Below are 22,568 nucleotides of genomic sequence, written 5' to 3' on the forward strand. Positions count from 1 at the left end.
TCGCGCCGGCTGACGGCCTCAAGCGATCAACGGAGCGCAAGCCGGGCCGCGGCGCATAGATATTTTACCAAACGGTCCTTACGTGGCGTCTGCGTATTTGGTAAAATGCCCCAACTGGACGCTGGCGAGGGTGTCTGTCGCTCAATCGGGTGAAATTCGGCGGCGTGCACCGTTTCCGGACCGCTGCGCTGGGAGAGGTCCATGGCCCTAATCGGGTACGCCCGCGTTTCAACCGACGAGCAAACCACCGACCCGCAACTCGACGCGCTGAAGGCGGCCGGTTGCTCGACGATTCACCGGGAGCATGGGTCCGGCGGCGACCGGTCACGTCCAGAGCTGAAGCGCGCCATTGCGCGCTGCCGTGCCGGTGATGTGCTGGTCGTCGTGCGCATCGACCGGCTGGCCCGTTCGCTCGCCCACCTCCTGGAGATCATCGAAGCGCTCAACTCCCAAAGGGCGGGCTTCCGCTCGCTGGGTGATCCCATCGACACCACCAGTCCGCAAGGCCGCTTCACCTTGCAGATCCTTGGCGCGGTGGCCGAGTTCGAACGCGCGCTCATTCGCGAGCGCACCAAAGCCGGACTGAAGGCCGCCAGGGACCGCGGCCGCACCGGCGGCAATCCAGGCCTGCGCTTCCGTTCCGCGTCGGCGGTGCGCGCCGTCAACGAGGCCCGCGAGGCGCGGCGCGACGCTGATGTGCTGCGGGTGGCCGATGATATTCTGCCCCACGTCCGCGCGATGCGACCCGGCTATTCCTGGGCGACCGTCGCCCGCAGCTTGGACAGAAATGGCTCGCGGCGCCCCGACGGTGGTCCGTGGACCGGAGCGGCCCTGGTGCGCGCCGTCCGTCGCCTCGCGCGTGACGGGTTCGTGAACGACAAGGTACTGGAGCGTACGCCGCGGCGGCGCGACAGCGATGACCTTGTCACCTTGGTTGCCTCGGCGGTGAAGACGCTGGACAACCCAACCCTGACCAACATTGCCCGGCATCTTGAGGAGCTGCACTGCCGGACGCCCCGCGGGGAAACGCGCTGGTCGGTCTCGTCAGTTCAGAACCTTCTGGGTCAGGCCGTCGCACAGGGGCTTCTGGAAGACCGGCCGCTTCCCGCTCCGGAAGCGCCTCGCCGGCGCGGCCGTCCGCCAAAATCGCTCAAAGGCCTGCAAAGCACTCCATAACGGCGACAGTCAATGCACGTGATCAGCGGAGCAGCACGAACGTCTCCACTGCGTCTCCGCAAAGGTCTAGCTCACTCTTCGTCAGATCCAGACCGATCGGCGTCACGCCCATTGCGGGCTCCCATAGGTGGTGTCTTCGACGTTCAACGCTTTTTACCGGCATTCGGAAAAGGGACCTCCACCGCATCACCCTATCACTCAAGGCTATTCCCGTAGGAGCGGGAGTGAAGGAATACGGCCGCGTGCGTTCGGGCTTATATCGCGGCGCTTCAGCCTGCCTTACCCCTTCCGCGTTCAACGCGACGACCAGGGAGGGGACCGCCGGTAGGCGCATCACCGGGGCTTTGTGTGAGCATGCCGGTCTCGGGTGGCGCCATAAGCGGGCTGGTGTCCACGATGCCTCCTTTCTGAAGCAGGGGAAGCTGCTTCTGCGCCCAGCGGATTGCCTGGATGCCGGGGCTGTTGAGCAGCAGCTTGGCGGTGGGATAGGCCCACATAACGCGGTCCACCAGATCGTTCGGCCGGTATGGCTCGTCGGCAATGCCGTCACCGTTTAGGTCGTAGGCGGCGTTGTCGGACCAGTAGTTGCCGCGCCCCTTCTCCGACCACTCGACCACGCGGGCGCCGACGTACTTCACCTGGGTGCGGTTGTTGATGAAGGCGTTGCCGACGACTGTGTTGCGTTCGGCGCCGCCGGTGAGGTGGGCGCCGATCTCGCAGCCCTCGAACCGGTTGCCGTGGATCTCGTTTCGGACGGATCCGAGAACAAACAGGCACTTGCCGGTGCCGATCCGTGACCCGTCGACCGGTTCGGCTTCCCGTGGAACGTCCGGGTCCGGATCGTCCCGGTCGCTCTGGATCGGGGCCGTGCCCAGGAAGCGCCCATTCACGGCGTTGGCCTCGAACCGCGACCCGTTGACGGAGTGAAGCAGGAAGCCGTGTTCTTGGTCGCCCTGTGAGAGGTTGCCCCGGACGGCGATGCGGTTGGACATCATGATCGCGTAGCCGACTTGGTTTCCGACCGAGATGTTGCCGGACACCTCGCTGTCGTTGGCGTCCATATAGTGGATGCCGAACCGTACGCCCTCCAGCCAGTTACGGCTGAAGACATTCCGCTGGGTCTTGCTGACGAAGATGCCGTCACGACCGTTGACGATCCGGTTGCCGATGATGCGGGTGCCCGGGCTGTTCCAGACGGATACCCCGTTGCCACGCTCCGACATCCGGAGATCGTCGCGGCCGATGATTGTGTTGTCCCGCACCAGGGCGTCGGACGGTCCCCAGAGGTAGACACCGAAGAGATTTCCTTCGAGACGGTTGCCCTCGATCACCGCCCGATGGGCGGCGCGGTCCAGGTGGATACCGGACGCGATCCGCTCACGATCCGTGCCGGAATTCTGGACGACCAGATTGCGCACGGTGACGTCCGGAGCTTTGACCATGATCACCGGACCCCGGCTGCGCCCGTCGACCACGGCGCCGCTTTCGCCGTGGAGCGTCAACGGGCGCGACACCGTGACGGGGCCAAGATGCACGCCCGGCTCGAGCACGAGCACGTCGCCGACCGCGGCAGCGTCCACGGCTGCCTGCAACGCCTCTTCGCCCGCGGGAACGCGCACGGTGCCAGCTGCGGCGGCCGTGGCGACGATGGTCGCGGCGATGCCGACCATTCCGGCGCGAACCGCGCGTGCCCGACACCTGTGGAACAGCCCGCGGCCGGATACATCCGCCGTCCTGGTCGTCATGGTGCGGCCTGTTCCGCTGTGCTGCATGAAGGAGTCACCCACGAGCTTCGGGATTGTCTGTGTCCAGCACCATAAAGCCCGCTGAGAGGCGCGGTGCCTTGACCAACGACAAGTTGGCCGGTTCCGATGCCCGGCCTGCACGTTGAGCGCCTTGATGTCGATGGTCTTGTCGAGTTTGCGGCCGGATCCGAGTGATGGTTTACTTGCCTGAAGTCAAGTCGCGCCCCAACTCGGCGGGGTAAGGTTCGGCCCGTGCCCGTTGAGGCGTTCGCGCAACGGAAGACGCCGAGGCCGACCGCCAACGCGGTCGTTCATTCGCCGAATTGGTGGGTGCGTGGGCGGCGGTCGCCGCGTCATCGCACCTGCTGCTCTCCTCTTCCCCACCCTTAGACATCACCGGGACTGGACCTGCCATGATCACAGGAGCTCACATTATGACCGACACCGTCGCATCCACGAAGCCGAGCGTACCCTGGAGGCAGCGGACGGTTCTGTTCATGATGGCGTCGGTGACGTTCCTCTTCCTGAGTTTCCTGCTCGTCAGCGCCTACGCTTGGTTCCATACCGACGCCGCGGTGCGGGTTGCCCGCGTGGGCGAGCTTCGGTCGCTGCTCGTCAGCCTTGACCCCGCCAAGCCTGGTCCAGATCTGGCCGGGCGTGTCGTCTACGTCCAGGGAACCGCAGCGGCCGGGCAGCCGATCACCGACAGCAGCACGGGCGTCATCTTCGAAAACACGCTGATCACCCAGAGGATCGTGGAGCGGTACCGCGGCGGCCGGAAGGCAGGCTGGACCCCGGAGGAGACGCAGTTCATGCCGTCGTCCGGCGCGCGTCTCGACGGATGGGCGTTGACGGACCCGCTTCTGGCCGCGACGCCCTCGGCGCTGGGGCCCTTGCGCCCGGGCGAGGATTACCGGTTGCCCGCGGGTATGGTGCTCGCCGACAGCGATCCCCATGCGGCTTATCAACCAAGTGGCAATGCACGGGATTCCGACCCGGTGTCTCATCCGGCGGCCAATGACCGTCGACTCCTCTACCGGACTCTGCGTGACGGCCCCTTGAGCGTGATCGCTGCGGTCGACCGGAGCGGCCACGGATTGGTGCCGCTTCGCATCGACGGGGATGACGTGGCGCTCCTGGCGAACGGAAGCGTCGATGCTGCGACCATGGTCGAGAGCGTTCTGAAGAACGCCAACACGGCGCGTGCGGAAACGATGCTCTGGGCTCTTGCCGCCGGATGGGTGTTGTTCCTGATCCCGGCGATCTGGGCACCGGTGCAGCGCTGGATCGCCCTGACCATTGTCCCCTTGGGCGGCATCCTCGCGACACTCACCGCCGCTTCGGTCGCGGCCGTGCCGGGTGGCGTGGCCGGCAGCTTTCTCACTGGGCAAACCGTTGCACTCGGGTATGTGCTGCTGATCGGATTGGCCGCCCGGAGGCGTGGCGTCCTAGTCTGATCCGGTCGTGGGAGGCGTCGCAGCACCGCATCAAGCCACCAAAGAACTCCTCAAGCGGGTCGCACTCGATCGGAAGAAACGCTATGGTGTTTCCCTCGCAACCCTTCAGGTGAGGTGAACCGCTCCGGCTTTCCTGGAGGCCCCATTTCTTGAGCGACTGTGTTGCGGGTCAAGCGGTTTTCCATGGCGAGGCTGTCTTGATGATGGCGTTCAGGATGGTGAGGAGATGGCGCATGCAAGCGACGAGGGCGACCTTCTTGGGACGCCCCGCCGCCACGATCCTGGTGTAATGGGCCTTGATAACGGGGTTCCAGCGGACCGCCGAGAGCGCAGCCATGTAGAGGGCGTTGCGCACAGCGGTGCGGCCACCGGCGATGGCTCTATGGCCACGCATCTGTCCAGAATCGCGGTTGACGGGCGCGACGCCGACCAAGGCGGCGATGCGCCGGCGGTCAAGGCGGCCGAGTTCAGGTAGGTCGGCGATCAACGTGCGCGCGGTGATGCCGCCGATGCCGGGGACTGACGTCAGCAGGTCGTCGGCAGCTCGCCAGACGGGGGAGCCACGCACGCTGTCGTCAATGTCCTTGTCCAACTCGACCAGTTGAGCCTCCAAGGTTTTCCGGGTGGCTTCGATGGTGCGGCGGACCCGTGGGCTGCGGGCCTGACGCAGGCGGTTGGCTTCCATGCCGATCATCTCGACCACTTGCCGACGCCGCGCCACCAACTCGGCCAGCACCTGGCTCTCGGCGTCGGCGATCGGGCGAGGTTCGGGGCGGATGCGTTCGGCGAACAGGGCGATGATCTGGGCATCGAGCGCGTCGGTTTTGGCGAGCCGCCCGGTGGCGCGGGCGAAATCGCGGATCTGACGCGGATTAACGACGGCCAGGGGCAGACCAGCGCCCGCCAGGACGGCGGCGACGGTCACTTCGAAGCCGCCCGTCGCTTCCAGCACGATCAGGGTGGGGGCACGCGTGCGCAACTCGGTGACGAGGTGATCCAGGCCTTCGCCGTTGCGCGCAACGGCGAAGGCCTGCCCTGCGGGCAGAATGTGTACGTCGAGACGGTCCTTCGAGACGTCAATGCCGACGAAGCTTGGCGAAGAAGGTTGTTCCATGACCCGTCCTTGCGAATGCGGGCTCACCTTGCGGCCCGAGCGACTGTTCGGGTTCCGGATGGAACCGGCGGACGGGGCACCGTGCTCAAGAACGGGCTCGATCGCCCGAGAGATGGGCGGGCTCCCGTCCGCCGACAGCCTCGCCGGCTTCACGTTGGCGGGCAAGGAAGAGATACAAGAGACTGGGGTCATCATGACGAAGCAGACATCACCCTAGTACGCCCCCTGAAGTCCGCGAGCGCGCGGTTCGGATGGTGTTCGAGCACGAAGGCGAACATGCCTCGCAGGGGGCGGCGATCAGTTCGATCGCGGCGAAGATCGGCTGCACTCCGGAAACTTTGCGGGGCTGGGTCCGGCAGGCCGAGCGTGACCAGCGCAAGCGGCCGGGGCCGACAACGGACGAGCAGGAACGGATCAAGGCACTGGAGCGTGAGGTGCGGGAGCTTAGCTAGGCGAAAGAAATCCTTCGCAATGCGTCGGCGTATTTCGCCCAGGCGGAGCTCGACCGCCCATTCAGGAAATGATCGCCTTCATCGACGCGCACCGCGCCGTTCATGGGGGCGAGCCGATCTGCCGAGTGCTGCTGATCGCCCTGTCGACTTACCACGCCTATGCCGCCCGGCGGGCCGATCCAGAAGGCGCCAGCCCGCTCGCGAAGCGACGCGGAGGTGAGCGTGGCTATCCGGCGGGTCTGGAATGAAAACTTCCAGGTCTATGGGGTACGTAAAGTCTGGCGGCAGTTGCTGTGGGAAGGAATCGACGTGGCACGCTGCACAGTGGCCCGGCTAATGCGCCAATTGGGCCTGAAGGGCGCGACATGGGGCAAGACAGTCCGCACCACGATCAGCCACCGGGCAGCGCCCTGTCCCGCCGACTGGGTGAACCGCCAATTCCAGGTGCCCCGCCCGAACGCCTTGTGGGTGGCGGATTTCATGTACGTATCGACATGGCAGGGCTTCCTCTACGTGGCCTTCGTCATCGCCGCCTTCGCTCGCCGGATCGTAGGCTGGCGGGTGTCCATCACAGCCCACGCTGATTTTTTGCTGGACGCTCTGGAGCAGGCACTTCATGACCGCCGACCGGCCAAAAGCAGCGGCCTCATCCACCACTCGGATCGTGGGTCGCAATATGTCGCTATTCGATACACCGAGCGCCTGACCGATGCTGGTGTCGAGCCCTCCGTCGGTAGCGTCGGCGGTTCATACGATAACGCCTTGGCCGAGACCATCAACGGTCTCTATAAGACCGAGGTGATCCGGCGTCGCGAACCGTGGCGCACCCTGGAAGCCGTCGAGTTCGCCACCTTGGGGTGGGTCGAACCCATCGGCAACATTCCTCCTGTCGAGGCTGAAGCGCGTTATTATGCTCAAACTGAGGACGCCGGCTTGGCGGCGTGACTCAAGCCGAATGGCCTCCGAGAAACCCGGAGCGGTTCACCTGCAGCATCCCCCCGGATAGGATCAATGCCGACCTGTCCGGCACCTGCTCCGTCGTCTTCGAGGCTCCGATACTGGAAGCGCGCCAGTGGACAAGCGTCAGGATGTCTTCCATCCCTTGGCCAGCCACAAAGGGGAGCCATGACCGATGACTGTCTCGACCGATGAAACCAGCTGGGCGCGCACCGTATCGTGCGTCATCCAGCCGTCGGTGGCAGCCTCAGCGTCCGCCCCGTTCCATGCGGCCACAGCAAAGAGCGTCGCCACCTTGCGCCGAAGCTCGAACGATCCTCTATCGCTGCTCTTGCTACAGCCAGCCACATGCTCAGTGGTTCGCGAACACCTGCACCTTGCCGTTGGGAGCGCCGAACAGCACGACCTGATAGGGTTGGCCTGACTTTCCGTCCATTCCGGGGGCGTCCTGGGGCATACCGGGGGCCGCCAACCCCTTGGCTTGCGGGCGCTCGGCCAGCAGGCGTTCCACGTCCCCAGCCGGAACATGGCCCTCGATCGTGTAGCCACCGACCAGCGAGGTGTGACAAGACTCCAGGGCTTCAGGGACGCCGTTGTCCCTTTTCACCGTTTCGACACTCTCGACCTCGTGCACGGTCACGGCGAACCCTGCAGTACGCATGTGCTTGACCCAACCCACGCAACACTCGCAGCTCCGCGCCTTCCAAACTTCGACGGTCTGGGCCGCTGCCGCGGGGCGGTCACCGAACAGGACGAGGCCACCGACGGCGGCGCCTCCGGTCAGAACGGCGCTGACCAGCGCCGCCATGATGGTTCTGGATGTCATGGAACTCTCCGCACTCTCTATTCATGTTCGGACTCGGTATAGGCCGCCCAAAGACGGTCGCCAGTCCGAGGATCGATACAGTCGGCACCAGCATCGGCCCGGCACCAGGCCGCAACCCGGCGCAACCCGGCGGTTCCGGGGCGATCAGAGGGAGGCGCGTGGAGGTTTCGGCGCGGGGTCGACGGCAATGCCGGCCGGAAGGGCGAGAGCAGGGATGGCCAAGGGAACCGGCAACCGGATGATGGGAGGAGGAGCACGCCCCGTGGGAAGGGTGACCGGCATCGCGTGGCACCCGGAGATCGTGCAGGCGTCGTCGGATGCCGGCGCTTCATGGCCGCCCGGGCAGGAGGGCGAGACGAGCGTTCCGTCTGCTGCCGCCAAGCCGGAAGGCGTGCAACCTGTTCCACCGCAGTGTTCGGCCGCCGGTCCGCACGGGATGGAAAGACCGTTAGCGGGGGCCGAGGCGAACAAGAGCGCAAACGGGGCAGTGAGGACAGCCAGCACCAGCAGGACGATTGCCATCCACCGAAATCCCGCTGCGAAAGTCCGCGTCACGATCCTGCCCTCTTCGGCCTCGGCGAGAACCACCAAGACGAGGCCATCCTATCCATCTATGCGCGCTTCGCGTTGATCCTGGTCAATAGCGGCAGCCCGTCGGCCCTGCCGCACCCCGTGCAACAGCAGCAGGCCGACGCCGCCGGTGATGCCGATGTCCGCCATGTTGAAGGTCGGCCAATGCCAGCCAAAGGCGTGAAGATCGAGAAAATCGGTGACGGCGCCCTGACGAACGCGGTCGATCACATTGCCGATGGCGCCACCGATGATCGCGCCGATGGCCACGGCCTCGGTGCGGCTGTCGGTGCGCGCCGCCCACACGGACAAGCCGGCGACGATCGCCATGGCCAGGCCGCTCAGCAGCCAGGGACCGGCCATTCCACCTCCCAGGAACCCGAAGCTGACGCCGGGGTTGAAGCCAAGCCTCAGATTGAGGAAGGAGGTGATCGGGATGATCTCAGGCGGATTCAGGATGTGGGTCAGCATCAGCCATTTGCTCGCCTGATCCAGGATCATGACGAGCACCACCGCTGACAGGGGCATCCAAAGACCTCCAGGCGGTCGCCGATGAATCATGTCGAACAGTCCTCCTTCTCAACGTTTGGGCCGCCTTGGCATTCTGAATGCTCCAGCCACTAGAGCATCAAGCAGGGAATGGCGACCGGACGCCGAAGCGTCCGGTGATGCCGGTAATCAGTGGTGATCGTGCAGGCAGTGGCTGTGATCGGCGAGCACCTCGATCACATGGCAGGTCCGGACCTGCCCCTGCGGGCATGGCTCGACCATGTTCCGGACTTCGGCCCGCAATGCCTGGAGACGGGCGATCTTGGACTCGATGTCCGCCAGATGGGCACGGGCCAAGGCATCCGCCTCACCGCACGGATGCGCCGGATCGTCGGCCAGCATCAGGAGCTGGCGGATGGCGTCCACTTCGAAGCCGAGTTCCCGGGCATGCCGGATGAAGCGCAGCCGGCTGACCGCCGCCGCGTCGTAGGTGCGCCGATTGCTGTCGGTTCGGAGCGGAGCGGGCAGCAGGCCAATCGATTCATAATAGCGGATGGTCGGGATCTTCACCCCGGCCTGAGCCGACAGCTCTCCGATGGTCAAAGGCTTCATCTTGCGTTTTTCCCTCTTGATCCTCCAGTCGCTGGAGAATGTACGGTCGGGTCAGCAGATCGACAAGGGAGCGCCCGATGCGCGTGACTGAAAACGAGGAGACCCCTGCCACGCAGCGGACCCGGTACCGGGTGAGCGGCATGGATTGCGGCTCCTGTGCCGGCAAGATCGAAACGGCCCTGCGGCGGGTGGACGGCATCCACGAGGTTCGGGTGTCGGTGCCCAACGGTACGATGACCGTCACCCATAGCCCGTCCGTCACCGGCGACGCCATCACCCGTCCCGTGAACGCGCTCGGTTTCCAGACTGGTCCGGGTGAAATGCTGGGCGGGCCGAAGGCCGAAGCGGAACACCGCGACGGGCAGCATGGCGGTTGCAGCCATGATCATGGCCATGGACACGATCATGGGAAGGAGCACGGCCAGGCCCACGCGCATGACCATGGGCACCTTCACAGCCATGACGCCGGCTCCGGTCCCTGGTGGAAGACGCCCAAGGCACGCCTGACGCTCGCCTCGGGGCTGGCGCTCGGTCTCGCCTATCTCGTGGGCAGGCTGGTCCCGTCGATGGAAAGCTGGGCCTTCCTGCTGGCGATGGCGGTCGGGCTGGTTCCGATCGCCCGGCGGGCCTTCGCCGCGGCACGCGTCGGCACGCCCTTTTCCATCGAGATGCTGATGACGGTGGCCGCCATCGGTGCCGTGGTCATCGGCGCGGTGGAAGAGGCCACGGCGGTGGTGTTCCTGTTCCTGGTCGGTGAACTGCTGGAAGGCGTCGCGGCTGGCCGGGCCAGGGCCAGCATCCAGGGGCTCATCTCGCTTGTCCCGGACACCGCCCTGCTCGAACGCGATGGGAGGACCGAGACTGTGCCGGCATCGTCGCTGGCGGTGGGGAGCGTGATCCTGGTGCGGCCAGGCGACCGGGTGGCGGCGGACGGCGTGATCCTGTCCGGCGACAGCGCGCTCGACGAGGCGCCGGTGACCGGCGAAAGCGTGCCGAAGCGCAAGGGCGAGGGCGCACAGGTTTTCGCAGGAACCATCAACGGCGACGGCGCCCTGCGGGTGCGGGTCAGCGCGACGGCAAACGACAACACCATCGCCCGCGTGGTCCGGCTGGTCGAGGAGGCGCAGGAGACCAAGGCGCCGACCGAACGCTTCATCGACCGCTTCTCCCGCTGGTACACGCCGGGCGTGGTGGTGGTGGCGGCGCTCGTCGCCGTGCTGCCGCCGCTGCTGGGCGGTGGCGCCTGGGAAGAGTGGATCTACAAGGGACTGGCGGTGCTGCTGATCGGCTGCCCCTGCGCCCTGGTGATCTCCACCCCGGCCGCTATCGCTGCCGGCCTGTCCAACGGTGCGCGCCGCGGCCTGCTGATGAAGGGCGGTGCCGTGCTGGAGGCGTTGGGCCGCATCACCACCGTCGCGTTCGACAAGACCGGCACCCTGACGGAGGGCAAGCCGCGCGTCACCGATGTCGTCGCCGCCGGCGGCAACGAGGAGGAGGTTCTGGCCGATGCCGCGGCGCTGGAAACCGGGTCGAGCCACCCGCTGGCCAAGGCGATCCTCGCCGCCGCCGAAGAGGCCGGGCTGACGGTCACCGCGGCGTCCGACATCGGCGCGCTTGCCGGAAAGGGGGTACGGGGAAGGTCGAACGGCCGCGAGCTGATGCTCGTTTCACCGCAAGCGGCCGCGGATCGGCTGTCCGCCGAGCAGGCGGAGCGGGTCGCCGTGCTGAATGGCGAGGGCAAGACGGTGTCGGTCCTGCTGGTCGACGGCCGGCTGTCCGGCCTGCTGGCGATGCGCGACGAGGCGCGGCCCGACGCGCGCGCCGGGATCGAGGCGCTGACCCTTGCCGGCATCCGCTCGCTGATGGTGACCGGCGACAATGCCCGCACGGCGAAGGCGGTGGCTGAGAGCCTGGGTGTCGAGCCGCATGCCGAGCTTCTGCCGGAGGACAAGCAGCGCATCGTCCGCGAATTGCAGGCCCGCGGCGAGCGGGTGGCGAAGGTCGGCGACGGCATCAACGACGCCCCGGCGCTCGCCGCCGCCGACGTCGGCATCGCCATGGGCGGCGGCACCGACGTGGCGTTGGAGACGGCGGACGCCGCCGCGCTGCATGCCCGGGTCGGTGATGTGGCCGCGATGGTCGCGCTGTCGCGTCGCACCATGGCGAACATCCGCCAGAACATCGGCCTCGCCCTGGGACTGAAGGCGGTGTTCCTGGTCACCACCGTGGTTGGGATCACCGGACTGTGGCCGGCCATCCTCGCCGATACCGGGGCCACCGTGCTGGTCACGGCCAACGCGTTGCGGCTTCTCTCCGTCCGCCCCTGACCCGCCTTCAACCCGATGAACGCTCGCTTCGCGTCTTCCTTTGACAGCAGGAGTGCCGATTGGGGAACCAGGTTGCGACGACGGGGGACGGGCTGTCCTGCCCCAACTGCCGGATCACGCTCGTCATGTCGGAACGGCAGGGTGTCGAGATCGACTATTGCCCAAAATGCCGCGGCGTGTGGCTCGACCGTGGAGAACTCGACACGATCATCGAGCGCAGCGCCCGCTATGCGATGCAGTCGCCATCCCCCTCGGCGGGCGGCGCCCTTGATCCCGAACCGGCTGGAGCTCCGCAGGCTGCCGGCCGCTTCCTTCCCCAGGGTCCGGGCAGCCCGTGGGGAGCCGTGCCGTCCGCGCCCGCATGCCCGGCGCGGCCTCACGGCGACGAGTCCTTCCGTCCCGTGTCCGGCCCTGCGGATCACCAGGCCGGACATCGGGATGGGCATGGCGGGCATGGGGCTGGCGAAGGTTGCGATGATGGCTCCCAGCGAACGCATGGCGGCCGTCATGGATCAGTCTTCGGCCGGCTTTTCGATTTACCGGTCCGAACGGGTGCCGGGCCGGTATGAGCCAGCCCGAGACCCTGCTGTCCTGTTCGACACGTGTTTCCCACCGCCGAGCAGAACAGCCAGGACCAAGATGGCTCCAGCGAGCGGCACCAGAAGGAGGTCGCCATAACGGCCGTAGAGGGTCGGCGGCAGTGCCGGCGGCAGCGGCGCGTCGATGACGCCGGTCTCGCCCAGCGGCAGGCTGGCGCGAACGGTGCCGTAGCCGTCGATGATCGCCGATATGCCGGTGTTCGCGGCGCGCACCATCGGCACCCCTTCCTCGACCGCCCGCATGCGGGCCGAGGCGAGATGCTGGTGCGGACCGATCGACATCCCGAACCAGGCGTCGTTGGTGGGGTTGAAGATCCAGTCCGGCCGCCGGTCGCGCTCGACCACCTCACCTGGGAAAATGGCTTCGTAGCAGATCGCGATCCCCACCGCTGTTTTGCCGACCGTCAGGGTCCGCGGACCCGGTCCGGCGGAGAATTCACCGAAACCGGCGGTGAAGCGGTCGAAGGGCAGGATGTGCCGCAAAGGAACATATTCGCCGAACGGGACCAGATGATGCTTGGCGTAGGCCGCGACGATGGCGCCGGCCCCGTCCACCCCGACAACCGCATTCCAGAATGCCGGTCCAGCCGCCTCCAGCGTGCGGCGCGGCGTTCCGGCCAGAAGTTGCGCGTCGGGCGGCAGCCGGGAGGCGATGCGGGCCAGGACGTCGCGGGCTTCGTCCAGGAAGCCCGGATAGGCAGTTTCCGGCCAGAGGAGAAGATCGTAGCGTCCCGGGCGGAATGACAGGTCGAGATACCGCTCGACCGTCGCGGCCCGCTCCTCGGGCCGCCATTTGCGGGCCTGCGGGACATTCCCCTGGACGATCCGCAACACGGGCCCTGACCCCTCGCCGCCATCGGTCGCCGGCAGGCGCAGGGAACCTCCGCCCAACAGCAGCAGCGCAAGGATCGCCCCCATGCGCGCCCGGCGGCGCTCCCGTCGTGACCATGCCAGCAGCGACAGGGGCAGCAGAACCGCGGCAAGAACCGTCAGCAGACCCAGGCCATAGCTGCCGACCAGGGCGGCGATCTGCCGGGCGCCGGGATGATCGACCCAGGCATAGCCGATCAGGTTCCAGGGAAAGCCGGTCAGCGCGTGACCGCGTACCCACTCCGAGGCCATCCAGAGCAGAGCAAAGACCAGGGCGCCCGCCATGCCGCCGATGCGCAGCCGGGCAAAGGCCCAGGCCGGGGCGGCGAGGAACAGGGCGAGGAACGCGCTCAGTCCTCCGACCGCGGGAACGGCCATCCAGCCAAAGCGGTCGGCCTCGACGTAGAAGCTCTCGGCGATCCAATGCGTTCCGGCGACGAAGAAGCCCAGGCCGAAGCTCCAGCCGATCAATCCGGCCAGACGCGGGGAGGCGCCCTGGAGCAGCAGGAAGTGACCGCCGAGTCCCAGCACGAGAAAGGGAGGGAGCGAGAAGGGCGGCAGAGCCAGGACGGTCAGCGCGCCCAGCATACCGCCGGCCGGCACCGCGACCGCGGGGTGCCGGGCAAGGCGCGCCAGGGCCGCCTTCCATCGCCTCATCGAGAGGTCCCCTGCGTGCCCCTGAAGTGCAGGATTGCCTCCGCCGCCATGATCTTCCGCTCTCCGCCTCTGCTAAAGCTCCCGACCGTGCATGCTCCAGCCGCTGGAGAAGCAAGAGCTATCTTCGTGCGCCGCTCCGCCGGGGGGCGGGCGGCCCGCCGGTGTCCTTTGCGGTTGTTGATGCATCTCCGGACGCGCTACCATCCCGGCATGATCCGCCTGCGCCGCCTCATGCCCGTCCTGCTGCTGCTGAGCTTCGTGCTCGGTGCGGTGCAGGCCGTTGCGGGCCAAGGGTGGCCGGAGAGAAGCGCAGGAACGGTCGCGCTGCCCTGGACGGCCTGCCTGCCGGATGGCTGCGATTCCGGCAGCGGGGGCGAGGCCGACGCGGAAAATCTCCCAGCTGTGACCTGCCTGCATGGTGGCGGCTGTGTCGTCCTCCCGGTTTCACCGGCTGGGGTGGCATTCCCCGCCCGGGTGGCTGAGCGGTACCGTCCTGTTTCGCCAATCCTCGCAGCGGGACGGAATTTGGCTCCCGACCAGCGACCTCCAATCGCATCCATGGCTGTCTGAGCGCATCCCGGCGGGCAAGTCCGTCCGCCGGTCCGCTGCCCTATGGAACGGCTTTCCTTGAAAGCCCGCCAACCGGCCTCGCCTTGCAATCCGGAAGGCTTCGGGCGCCGCACAGGCTGCGTCCCGTCGCCTCCCCACGCCATCGGATGTTCCATCGTCATGTTCGCAAGCCGCACCCTTCGTGCCGCCGTTCTGTTCGCCGCGCCGCTCGCCGCCTGGCTGGTGGCCGGCGCCGTTCCGGCGCAGACGCCCACCGCCGTCACCGCTGCCGTTCCGGCCACGGCCACCATGCCGCGCGTGCTGGGCGATCCCCAGGCTCCGGTCGAGGTGATCGAGTATGCCTCGCTCACCTGCCATCACTGCGCCACCTTCCACAACACGGTGTTGCCGCAGGTGAAGCAGGAACTGGTCGATACCGGCAAAATCCGCATCGTCTATCGCGATTTTCCACTCGACCGGAGCGGTGTGGAGGCCGCGACCCTGGCCCGCTGCGTGACACCGGAGCGTTATTTCCCGCTGCTCTCGGTGCTGTTCGCCAAGCAGGACGACTGGTCGCACGCCAAGGATCCGGTGGAGGTCCTCGCCCGTCTCGGCGCGCTCGCCGGCCTGTCCCGCACCGCTTATGACGCCTGCCGCAACGACCAGGCACTTCAGGATGCGATCCTGCAATCCCGCTTGGACGGCGAACGGCTCCACGGCGTAAATTCCACGCCGTCCTTCGTGATCGGCGGCAAGACCTACAAAGGGGTTCTGCCGTTCGAGGACTTCAAGAAGGCCGTGACGCCCCTGCTGCCGGCACCCTGACGGTCGGAGCAGGAAAATTCCGGAGCTTCCGGCAATTCTGCCTTGATCCTCCAGTGGCTGGAGGATGCATGGTCGACGACGGCGGCGTGCCAGAACCGGATCGGCAAGGGTGGAGTGGATGATGCAGGACGGCACGGCCATGGATGCGGTGAACAGCTCCGGCAGGCAGAGTCTGCGCTACCGGGTGGATGGCATGGACTGTCCAAGTTGCGTCACTAAGATCGAAACCGCCCTGCGGCGGTTGTCCGGTGTCAGCGACATCTCCGTCTCCTACCACTCCGGCCTGCTCAAGCTGAAACTGGACGAAGCGGCCACGCCGAAGGCCGCGCTGGAGACTACGGTCCGCAGCCTGGGGTTCGGCATCGACGCCATGGGGGAAGTCCGCGTGGTGTCCGGCGACGGGGCGGTCGAGACCGCTGCCGGTCCGGCGGCGGAGCCGTCCTGGTGGAGCATGCCGAAGGCACGGCTGACCGGTGGCATCGCCCTGCTCGTCGCCACCGGCTATGCCGGGCTCTGGCTGATCCCCGCCGTTGAGGATTACGCCCTGGTTCCGGCGGCGCTGGTCGGGCTGGCGGTGTTCGGCCGGCGAGCCGTCACGCTCGCCCGGCTGGGCTCGCCCTTTAGCATCGAAATGCTGATGTCGGTCGCCACGGCCGGCGCGCTCGCCATCGACGAGACCGCCGAAGCTGCCATCGTCGTGCTGCTGTTTTCCGTCGGCGAATTGCTGGAGGGCATCGCTGCCGGACGGGCGCGCTCGGGCATCAAGGCGCTGACCGCGCTGATCCCCCGAACCGCGCTCCTGCTCGACGGCGAGGTGGCGCGCGAGATCCCGGCGGAACGGCTCGAGGTCGGGCAGTTGGTCCTCGTCCGTCCCGGCGACCGCGTTCCGGCCGATGGCGAGGTCGCCGAGGGCGAATCGGACGCGGACGAGTCGGCGGTAACTGGTGAATCGGTTCCCGTGCCCAAGCGGGCCGGATCCCCGGTCTTCGCCGGCGGCATCAACACCACCGGCGCCTTGCGGGTGCGGGTGACGCGCGCCGCCGCCGACAACACCATCGCCCGCATCATTCACCTCGTCGAGGAGGCGCAGTCCAGCAAGGCACCGACCGCCCGCTTCATCGAGCGGTTCAGCGCGCGCTACACCCCCTTCGTCATCCTCGCGGCGATCCTCGCCATCCTGGTGCCGCCGCTCGCAGCCGGGGCGGAATGGCACGTCTGGATCTATCGCGGACTGGCCCTGCTTCTGGTCGGCTGCCCGTGCGCCCTGGTGCTCTCGACGCCCGCCGCGATCACCTCGGGCATTGCGGCCGGGGCGCGCCAGGGACTGCTGATCAAGGGCGGAGCAGCCCTTGAGGCGATCGGCCGCGCCCGCACCATCGCCTTCGACAAGACAGGGACGCTCACCTGGGGGCGGCCGCAGGTGACCGACCTCGTCGCCCTGTCCGGCACCGAGCGCTCGGTGCTTGGCCTCGCCGCGGCGGTGGAGAACGGCTCCAGCCACCCGCTCGCCCGCGCCATCCTGGAGCGCGCCGCCGCCGACGGCGTGCCGTTGCGCCCGTCCCGCGACCAGAAGGCCATCCCGGGCAAGGCGGCACGGGCCGTGGTCGGCGGAACACCGGTCGAGGTCGGCTCACCCCGCCACGCCACCGAGCGCTGCGGGGTGGACAGCCTGCCGGTCGAGCGCATCGCAGCACTGGAGGATGCGGGCAAGACGGTGGTGGTGGTCATTGCCGGCGACCGGCCGGTCGGGCTGATCGCGCTGCGTGACGAGCCCAGAGCCGATGCCGCCGCCGGCATCGCGGCGCTTCGGCGCCTCGGGGTGGAGAGCGTGATGCTCACCGGCGACAACGCCCGCACCGGGCAGGCCATCGGCCGCAGCCTCGGCATCGCGGTGAAGGCCGACCTGCTGCCCGAAGACAAGCTGCGGGAGATCGCCGCCCTGAAGGCGGCGGCGCCGACCGCAATGGTGGGGGATGGAATCAACGATGGGCCGGCGCTCGCCGCCGCCGATATCGGCATTGCCATGGGTGGCGGCACCGACGTTGCGCTGGAGACGGCCGACGCGGCGCTGCTGGGCAACCGGGTGGCCGGCATGGCCGAACTCGTCGCGCTGTCGCGGGCCACGGTTACCAACATCCGCCAGAATGTCGCCTTCGCCCTTGGCCTCAAGGCGATCTTCCTCGTGACCACCCTGATCGGCGTGACCGACCTCTGGCTGGCCATTCTCGCCGACACCGGGGCGACGGTCATCGTCACCCTGAACGCTCTCCGGCTGCTGCGCCGGCCGAAGATCGGGCCTCTCCCGGCCGCCGGCCAGGCGGCGTGACGCCAGACAGTCCATTTCATCCCCAAGGAGCATTGACCGTGAAATCGATTCTGACGGCAGGCGCCGTCCTCCTCGCCGCCTGTGCCCTGCCGGCCACCGCCGAAACCGTCCGTGCCGGAGACCTGTCGATCGAGCAGGCCTGGGCGCGCGCGACCATTCCCTCGGCCCAGACCGGGGCGGTCTATCTGACGATCCGCAACGGCGGTGCCCAGCCCGACCGTATCGTCGCTCTGGAGGCTCCGGTCGCCGGGCACGCCACGCCTCATGAAACCAAGCAGGATGGCGACGTGCTGCGCATGGCCGAAACCGGTCCGCTGAGCATCCCCGCCGGCGGTGCCCTGGAGATGAAGCCGGGTGGTACGCACATCATGCTGATGGATTTGAAGGGCGGGCTGAAGCCGGGCCAGTCCTTTCCGCTGACCGTGACCTTCGAACGGGCGGGAACGCTCGCGGTGCCGGTGACGGTCGGCCGGGCCGGCGCCATGGGGCCGGAGTGACCGCCGGATGACGCTGCGCCACCTTCGTCTCATTCTGTGGTCGGCGGTGGGCGTGGCGCTCGTCGCGGGCTCTGTGCTGCTCTGGCGGGCTTCGCCCGGCGGTCCGGTCCCTGCCACACGGCCGGACCCCGGCCGCCCGCTGGCTGAGGGCAGCCGATGGCAGCTGCTGGACGAGCGGAATCAACCCTTCACGCCCGCCGATCTGCCGGGACGGCCAACGGTGATGGTGTTCGGTTTCACCCAATGTCCCGATGTCTGCCCGACCTCCCTGTCCTACGTGGCGAACCTGCTCCGGTCGCTTGGGCCGCGGGGAGAGGCGATCCGGCCTCTGTTCCTGACCGTCGATCCGGAACGGGACACCCCCGCCGTCATGGCCGACTACACCGACCTGTTCGACCCCCGCATCCATGGCGTCACCGGCGCGCCCGATCAGATGGCGGCGGCCCTGAAGAGCCTCGGCATCTTTTCCCGGAAGGTGCCGCAGGACGGCGGCGGCTACACCATGGACCACAGCGCGACGATCCTGCTGCTCGACTCGTCTGGGCGCCTGCGCTCGACGCTGGACATCCATGAAGAGGCAGAGGCGGCGGTCCGGAAGGTCGAGCGCCTTCTGGCCGGTCCGGGCGCGCCAGGATAGTGATGCAGCGGCTTTTCCATCGGAAAGGCGCCGCCGGATGGCTGGGATGGACGTGCGCGTTGCCATCCCGGACGTCGTCCCGTACCAGATCGAAACGACTTCAAATCCGAAGGATTTCCCATGACCTCCTGCCCCTGCGGCTCGAACCGTTCATTCGAAGAGTGCTGTGGACCCATTCTGGCCGGGGAACCGGCAGCGACCGCCGAGGCGCTGATGCGCTCCCGTTATACCGCCTTCGTCCGCCACGACCTCGACCATGTCGAACGCACCCACGCTCCGGAAATCCGGGAGGACTTCAACCGCGGCGAGGCCGAGCGGGTCGCCGATGAGTCGGAATGGCAGCGGCTCGACATCCTGCGTGCCAGCGAGGAAGGCGACAATGGGATGGTCGAGTTCCTGATCCATTTCCGCCGGGACGGCAACGACATGCGCCACCACGAACGCGCCAGCTTCCGCCGGGAGGACGGACACTGGTTCTATGTCAGCGGCGAGGTCAACCCGAAGGGCGAGCCGCGCCGCGTGGTTAAGGTCGGGCGCAACGAGCCCTGCCCCTGCGGGTCGGGCAAGAAATACAAAGCCTGCTGCGGCAAGTGAGCGGACGGACGCCGCCATGGAACCGCGCTTCTCCTGCACCGCCTGCGGCAAGTGCTGTCACGGCTGGCTGCCGCTGACGCTGACGGACGCCGTCGCCCATGCCGGCCGCTTCCCGCTGGCCATGGTGTGGACGCCGGTGCGCTCCAATGCCCGTTCCTACGAGCTGGCGACCCGGCTGGGTGCCACGGTACGCCTACCCAACCGGAAGACGGTGGCGGTGCTGATCGTGCCGACCGCGTATCTGCCGACCGCCTATCCCTGTCCGGAGCTGAGAGATGACGGGCTGTGCGGCATCCATGAGACCAAGCCGTCGCGCTGCCGCACCATGCCCTTCTACCCCTACCGCGAGGAGAAGGATCAGGCCGACCTGCTGATCCCGCGCAAGGGCTGGCAATGCGACACCTCGGTGGCGGCGCCGGTCGTCTACAGCGATCATGCGATCCTCGACCGTGCCGATTTCGACCGCGAGCGGGACAACCTGATCGACCAGACGCCGGCGATCCAGCGCTATGCCGATTACATGCTGAAATACATGCCGTGGATCGTCGACGAGTTGGCGAAGCTGGCGGCCAAGCCGACCGGCGGCAATCTGGTCACCAGCCTGTCCTCTTTCCTCACTGCCACCCGCCGGCCGGACGCCGCGGAGATTGCCGCCGCCCAGGCCCCGCTGTTCCAGGCGATGGCGGAGCGGACGAAGGGCGATCCAGCGTTGCGCGACTATCATCGCAACTACAGCGGATGGGCCAAGGAGATGGAGAGTTTGGCGCGGCGCAAGCTTGGCTGAACGCTCAACAGGGCGACCAACGCCCATGCCATATTCTTCCCTCACATTGGAAGGTGAGCGTTGAGTTCGCTCGATAAAACATCCAGGAGGGGAAGTCATGGCAGATGATGACCGTGACCACTCCGACGGCGTCGGCCTCGACCCAGCGACGATCGTGATCGATTGGCCAGCGAGCCGGATGGAATGGATCGATCGGATTGAGGCGCAGCTCGTTCCGCGCCTCGTGGATGACCAGCGCTTTGTGAACGCCGACGCGCTTATTGGGAAGGTCCGGCGCCTAGCGGCGCTGTTGGGAACGGCGCCCGAAAACCGGGACTACATCCGCGCGCTCATCGAGGACGTGAACGAGATGGCCACCGCGGCGTCGCTCCTGGATCGGATGGAGGCTCGCGCCACCCTGCACTATGAGCCGCCGTTGGCGGGGACCAAGAAACGGATCGATTTCCTTGTCCGGTCCAATGACGGGAGACGGGCGTGGTTCGAGGTGAAGAGCATCCGGCCAAGCTGGGACGACGGCGATGCCTCCTGGCAACGCTTCGAGCGGCTGGCGGCCGACTTTCCGGGGAACGCCAGGCTGATCGTCCAACGGGAACTCGCGGGTGCGGTCATTGCCGGGCAAGCCGTCAAGGCCCGTTGGGGGTTTCTTAGCAGGACCGCCGATGTCGAACAGAGGGCTGCGCTGCTGCAGCCGGAGGACGATGGGCCGGTGCGGCTGGTCCTCTGCTCGAACGGCTTCGATTGGACGGAAAGCGATCTTGAGGACTTCGCGGATTTCTACAGAACCGGCGCATTCCGTCCCGACGACTGGTCACGGAACGCCATCCCTCTGTATCTGGAGGAGAACAGGATCGTCTTCAGACGAATCCTGGCGGGCCTCTGCTACCTGCAGCGATCCTACGACGCCGTGTTCGCGAGCCGCTTCACCTTCGATGTAAGCGGGCCCGACTTCAACTGGTGAGAGGAGCAGCCCGGTTATCATCGGCACTTCGATCGCGCCGCAAGTGGCAGAACGGCGACGCTACGGCAAGCCCTCTCACCGCAGACATCGTCGCATTTCCAAGCGGACAGCGTCCCCGACGGCGACCGGCCGGCGCAGGTGGATCTGATCGTCGGAGCCATCAAGCGCGGCGGCCTGCTCGGCGTCATCGTTGACATCCTGCCTACCCAGATCGGCGAGGCGGCTCATGTCTGGCTGCCGGCGGCGACAGCACCGGAGTGTTTTTGGGGATACCGCGCTTCCCGGGTGCTGGGCGTGGACCGAGTGCCGGCAGTTGGCTTTTCTCCAGATCATCAAGGTACTGGCAGGTTGACCTATGGGTCCTAAGTGCCGAGATCGTCACCCGGCGCCTGCGAGTTGGGTGCTGGGGCAGGGTACCGCTCCTTTTTTAGCCTTTTCAGCTGGGAAGCCGCCTCCTTCATCATCCGGAACCATGCTTGCCGTCGGGACTTGGAATCTGCCCACTCGGCCCGGGATGGGCCTTTCATGGCAATGGCGGCATGGGCGGCCGCCAGGAACAGGTCAGGTGACAGCGTGATAGGGACCGGTTCCGGTATTGGGGCCGCGGGCTTGATGTCCGGAAGCGTAACTGGCGGCGGAACCGCAGCGGGAACCGGCGGTGATCGCTGCGGCGTGTCGTGTTCCGGTCGCTTATGTGCTGGAGGTTTTGCCGTAACGGCGCTTGTCAGCTCCGCGTCGGTGTTGGTTCTGCTTTTGTACGTTTTGGGCGGATAATCCAGCACCAGCAGGTCGTCCACCGTAAACATGTCGTAATCGCTGAGCCCTTTGGCATCGCGAAGGAAGAAATAGCGATCAGGCAGTGATGCTTCCGTAATAGGAATGAGAGCCCCTCGGTCCCGGTGCCGCTCTTCCGCCCGTCGACGCTCATCTTCTGCGCCTTGCATGGAAGCGTAGGCTGCTGCGAATCTTTGAGCGAGGGGTGGTGCCCAGCTTTTCGACCGTTCAAGAACCGCGATATGCGCCTCGGGGTCTGCGGCACACAACAGTTGGGCGATGGGGTCGCCCAGGCAATAGACGCGCCAATCCTCCCAGTGAGGAGACCATTGCCGAAACGAAATCAGCCGTTCGGCTCCGCTGAGCATCGCATAGACCGTCACCAGAAGATCGAAGCGCACCGGGCCTGGAAGCGTGCTGAAGTCGGCGATGAGAGAGCCGGGATTCAGCCAAGCGGGAATCGCCATCCGCGCCCAAGGCAGACGGATATTGTCGGCCAACATCGTCCGATGCGCCGGCCCGCTGTTGAACCGGGGGGACATTTCGAGCACGTCCAAGAGGCCGACCAGCATTGCTCGGACCGCAGCAGGGCACCCGGTCCTCGACCAGGCATCCTCCGTTGGCATCCAAGCCAACGACCGTATGGCAGCGTTCATGAACGCCCGGAACGGTGGTTCGCTTGTCGCTTGTGGGTCTGGACCCTGCCGCCGATTAGCTGCGGGCCAGCGGCCCGGGTCGTCAAGCCGATCTGATGATTCCGCCGACCGGGTTCC

Annotated in this window: 19 protein-coding genes, 1 pseudogene and 1 other annotated feature; of the genes and pseudogenes, 13 read left to right on the forward strand and 7 right to left on the reverse strand. The window is 67.0% G+C overall.

Annotated elements, in window-relative coordinates; translation table 11 throughout:
• The first annotated feature begins 201 nt into the window (after positions 1-201).
• On the forward strand, positions 202-1,176 hold the full coding sequence (locus FZ983_RS19355) for a recombinase family protein (protein ID WP_149225166.1): 975 nt from the start codon (positions 202-204) through the stop codon (positions 1,174-1,176).
• 269 nt (positions 1,177-1,445) lie between these two features.
• Here FZ983_RS19355 and FZ983_RS19360 read toward each other — a convergent pair whose 3' ends face one another.
• On the reverse strand, positions 1,446-2,846 hold the full coding sequence (locus FZ983_RS19360; RefSeq protein WP_149225167.1) for a nitrous oxide reductase family maturation protein NosD: 1,401 nt from the start codon (positions 2,844-2,846) through the stop codon (positions 1,446-1,448).
• Between the two features lie 509 nt (positions 2,847-3,355).
• Here FZ983_RS19360 and FZ983_RS19365 point away from each other — a divergent pair.
• The gene (locus FZ983_RS19365) at positions 3,356-4,378 is read left to right on the forward strand and encodes a TMEM43 family protein (protein ID WP_188092412.1); all 1,023 of its coding nucleotides are present in this window, start codon (positions 3,356-3,358) and stop codon (positions 4,376-4,378) included.
• 169 nt (positions 4,379-4,547) lie between these two features.
• Here the strand turns inward: FZ983_RS19365 and FZ983_RS19370 are convergent, their stop codons facing one another.
• The gene (locus FZ983_RS19370; protein ID WP_149225169.1) at positions 4,548-5,492 is read right to left on the reverse strand and encodes an IS110 family transposase; all 945 of its coding nucleotides are present in this window, start codon (positions 5,490-5,492) and stop codon (positions 4,548-4,550) included.
• A gap of 251 nt (positions 5,493-5,743) precedes the next feature.
• Here FZ983_RS19370 and FZ983_RS19375 point away from each other — a divergent pair.
• Positions 5,744-6,889, forward strand: a pseudogene (locus FZ983_RS19375) (IS3 family transposase).
• Positions 5,971-6,087, forward strand: a sequence feature (AL1L pseudoknot). It overlaps the preceding pseudogene by 117 nt.
• Before the next feature lie 364 nt (positions 6,890-7,253).
• Here FZ983_RS19375 and FZ983_RS19380 read toward each other — a convergent pair.
• The 3 genes from FZ983_RS19380 to FZ983_RS19390 all read right to left on the reverse strand — a co-directional run bounded on the left by FZ983_RS19380 (position 7,254) and on the right by FZ983_RS19390 (position 9,398).
• A complete protein-coding gene (locus tag FZ983_RS19380) occupies positions 7,254-7,727 on the reverse strand; it encodes a DUF411 domain-containing protein (RefSeq protein ID WP_149225170.1) in 474 nt (157 codons plus the stop codon).
• 603 nt (positions 7,728-8,330) lie between these two features.
• Positions 8,331-8,825, reverse strand: a complete 495-nt coding sequence (gene lspA / locus FZ983_RS19385; RefSeq protein WP_149225171.1) for a signal peptidase II — start codon at positions 8,823-8,825, stop codon at positions 8,331-8,333.
• A 150-nt stretch (positions 8,826-8,975) separates the two neighbouring features.
• A complete protein-coding gene (locus FZ983_RS19390) occupies positions 8,976-9,398 on the reverse strand; it encodes a helix-turn-helix domain-containing protein (protein ID WP_098736316.1) in 423 nt (140 codons plus the stop codon).
• Positions 9,399-9,475: 77 nt separating this feature from the next.
• Here FZ983_RS19390 and FZ983_RS19395 point away from each other — a divergent pair, with 77 nt between their 5' ends.
• Complete coding sequence (locus FZ983_RS19395) at positions 9,476-11,725, forward strand: heavy metal translocating P-type ATPase (protein ID WP_149225172.1); 2,250 nt, start codon at positions 9,476-9,478, stop codon at positions 11,723-11,725.
• 59 nt (positions 11,726-11,784) lie between these two features.
• Positions 11,785-12,294: a zf-TFIIB domain-containing protein gene (locus tag FZ983_RS19400; protein ID WP_282187008.1), complete on the forward strand. Its 510-nt coding sequence runs from the start codon at positions 11,785-11,787 to the stop codon at positions 12,292-12,294.
• On the opposite strand, the gene lnt is transcribed toward FZ983_RS19400, so the two are convergent.
• On the reverse strand, positions 12,262-13,851 hold the full coding sequence (lnt, locus tag FZ983_RS19405; protein WP_211102954.1) for an apolipoprotein N-acyltransferase: 1,590 nt from the start codon (positions 13,849-13,851) through the stop codon (positions 12,262-12,264). The genes FZ983_RS19400 and lnt overlap by 33 nt on opposite strands.
• Positions 13,852-14,580: 729 nt before the next feature.
• On the opposite strand from lnt, the gene FZ983_RS19410 reads away from it, so the two are divergent.
• The 8 genes from FZ983_RS19410 (at position 14,581) to FZ983_RS19445 (ending at position 21,387) form a co-directional block, all read left to right on the forward strand.
• A complete protein-coding gene (locus FZ983_RS19410) occupies positions 14,581-15,225 on the forward strand; it encodes a DsbA family protein (protein WP_149225173.1) in 645 nt (214 codons plus the stop codon).
• 121 nt (positions 15,226-15,346) lie between these two features.
• Positions 15,347-17,551 carry a heavy metal translocating P-type ATPase gene (locus FZ983_RS19415; RefSeq protein WP_211102955.1) on the forward strand — a complete coding sequence of 735 codons (2,205 nt, stop codon included), beginning with the start codon at positions 15,347-15,349 and terminating at the stop codon, positions 17,549-17,551.
• Between the two features lie 38 nt (positions 17,552-17,589).
• A complete protein-coding gene (locus FZ983_RS19420; RefSeq protein ID WP_188092413.1) occupies positions 17,590-18,048 on the forward strand; it encodes a copper chaperone PCu(A)C in 459 nt (152 codons plus the stop codon).
• A 7-nt stretch (positions 18,049-18,055) separates the two neighbouring features.
• The gene (locus FZ983_RS19425) at positions 18,056-18,685 is read left to right on the forward strand and encodes an SCO family protein (RefSeq protein ID WP_149225175.1); all 630 of its coding nucleotides are present in this window, start codon (positions 18,056-18,058) and stop codon (positions 18,683-18,685) included.
• Between the two features lie 120 nt (positions 18,686-18,805).
• On the forward strand, positions 18,806-19,279 hold the full coding sequence (locus FZ983_RS19430; RefSeq protein ID WP_149225176.1) for a YchJ family protein: 474 nt from the start codon (positions 18,806-18,808) through the stop codon (positions 19,277-19,279).
• Between the two features lie 16 nt (positions 19,280-19,295).
• Positions 19,296-20,063 carry a YkgJ family cysteine cluster protein gene (locus tag FZ983_RS19435; protein WP_149225177.1) on the forward strand — a complete coding sequence of 256 codons (768 nt, stop codon included), beginning with the start codon at positions 19,296-19,298 and terminating at the stop codon, positions 20,061-20,063.
• A gap of 97 nt (positions 20,064-20,160) precedes the next feature.
• Positions 20,161-21,021, forward strand: coding sequence for a hypothetical protein (locus FZ983_RS19440; RefSeq protein WP_149225178.1), 861 nt, complete (start codon positions 20,161-20,163; stop codon positions 21,019-21,021).
• Positions 21,022-21,159: 138 nt separating this feature from the next.
• Complete coding sequence (locus tag FZ983_RS19445; RefSeq protein ID WP_149225179.1) at positions 21,160-21,387, forward strand: hypothetical protein; 228 nt, start codon at positions 21,160-21,162, stop codon at positions 21,385-21,387.
• On the opposite strand, the gene FZ983_RS34775 is transcribed toward FZ983_RS19445, so the two are convergent.
• Complete coding sequence (locus FZ983_RS34775) at positions 21,384-22,367, reverse strand: hypothetical protein (RefSeq protein ID WP_247883843.1); 984 nt, start codon at positions 22,365-22,367, stop codon at positions 21,384-21,386. The genes FZ983_RS19445 and FZ983_RS34775 overlap by 4 nt on opposite strands.
• Positions 22,368-22,568 lie beyond the last annotated feature (201 nt).

This window comes from Azospirillum sp. B21 (assembly GCF_008364825.1).
In the GTDB taxonomy this organism is placed as follows: domain Bacteria; phylum Pseudomonadota; class Alphaproteobacteria; order Azospirillales; family Azospirillaceae; genus Azospirillum.

Excerpts from the sequence above, each read along its gene's own strand:
- FZ983_RS19355 (WP_149225166.1), top strand. The coding sequence starts at position 202 with ATGGCCCTAATCGGGTACGCCCGCGTTTCAACCGACGAGCAAACCACC.
- FZ983_RS19360 (WP_149225167.1), bottom strand. The coding sequence starts at position 2,846 with ATGGTCGGCATCGCCGCGACCATCGTCGCCACGGCCGCCGCAGCTGGC.
- FZ983_RS19365 (WP_188092412.1), top strand. The coding sequence starts at position 3,356 with ATGACCGACACCGTCGCATCCACGAAGCCGAGCGTACCCTGGAGGCAG.
- FZ983_RS19370 (WP_149225169.1), bottom strand. The coding sequence starts at position 5,492 with ATGGAACAACCTTCTTCGCCAAGCTTCGTCGGCATTGACGTCTCGAAG.
- FZ983_RS19380 (WP_149225170.1), bottom strand. The coding sequence starts at position 7,727 with ATGACATCCAGAACCATCATGGCGGCGCTGGTCAGCGCCGTTCTGACC.
- lspA (WP_149225171.1), bottom strand. The coding sequence starts at position 8,825 with ATGCCCCTGTCAGCGGTGGTGCTCGTCATGATCCTGGATCAGGCGAGC.
- FZ983_RS19390 (WP_098736316.1), bottom strand. The coding sequence starts at position 9,398 with ATGAAGCCTTTGACCATCGGAGAGCTGTCGGCTCAGGCCGGGGTGAAG.
- FZ983_RS19395 (WP_149225172.1), top strand. The coding sequence starts at position 9,476 with ATGCGCGTGACTGAAAACGAGGAGACCCCTGCCACGCAGCGGACCCGG.
- lnt (WP_211102954.1), bottom strand. The coding sequence starts at position 13,851 with ATGAGGCGATGGAAGGCGGCCCTGGCGCGCCTTGCCCGGCACCCCGCG.
- FZ983_RS19410 (WP_149225173.1), top strand. The coding sequence starts at position 14,581 with ATGTTCGCAAGCCGCACCCTTCGTGCCGCCGTTCTGTTCGCCGCGCCG.
- FZ983_RS19415 (WP_211102955.1), top strand. The coding sequence starts at position 15,347 with ATGCAGGACGGCACGGCCATGGATGCGGTGAACAGCTCCGGCAGGCAG.
- FZ983_RS19425 (WP_149225175.1), top strand. The coding sequence starts at position 18,056 with ATGACGCTGCGCCACCTTCGTCTCATTCTGTGGTCGGCGGTGGGCGTG.
- FZ983_RS19430 (WP_149225176.1), top strand. The coding sequence starts at position 18,806 with ATGACCTCCTGCCCCTGCGGCTCGAACCGTTCATTCGAAGAGTGCTGT.
- FZ983_RS19435 (WP_149225177.1), top strand. The coding sequence starts at position 19,296 with ATGGAACCGCGCTTCTCCTGCACCGCCTGCGGCAAGTGCTGTCACGGC.
- FZ983_RS19440 (WP_149225178.1), top strand. The coding sequence starts at position 20,161 with ATGGCAGATGATGACCGTGACCACTCCGACGGCGTCGGCCTCGACCCA.
- FZ983_RS34775 (WP_247883843.1), bottom strand. The coding sequence starts at position 22,367 with ATGCTGGTCGGCCTCTTGGACGTGCTCGAAATGTCCCCCCGGTTCAAC.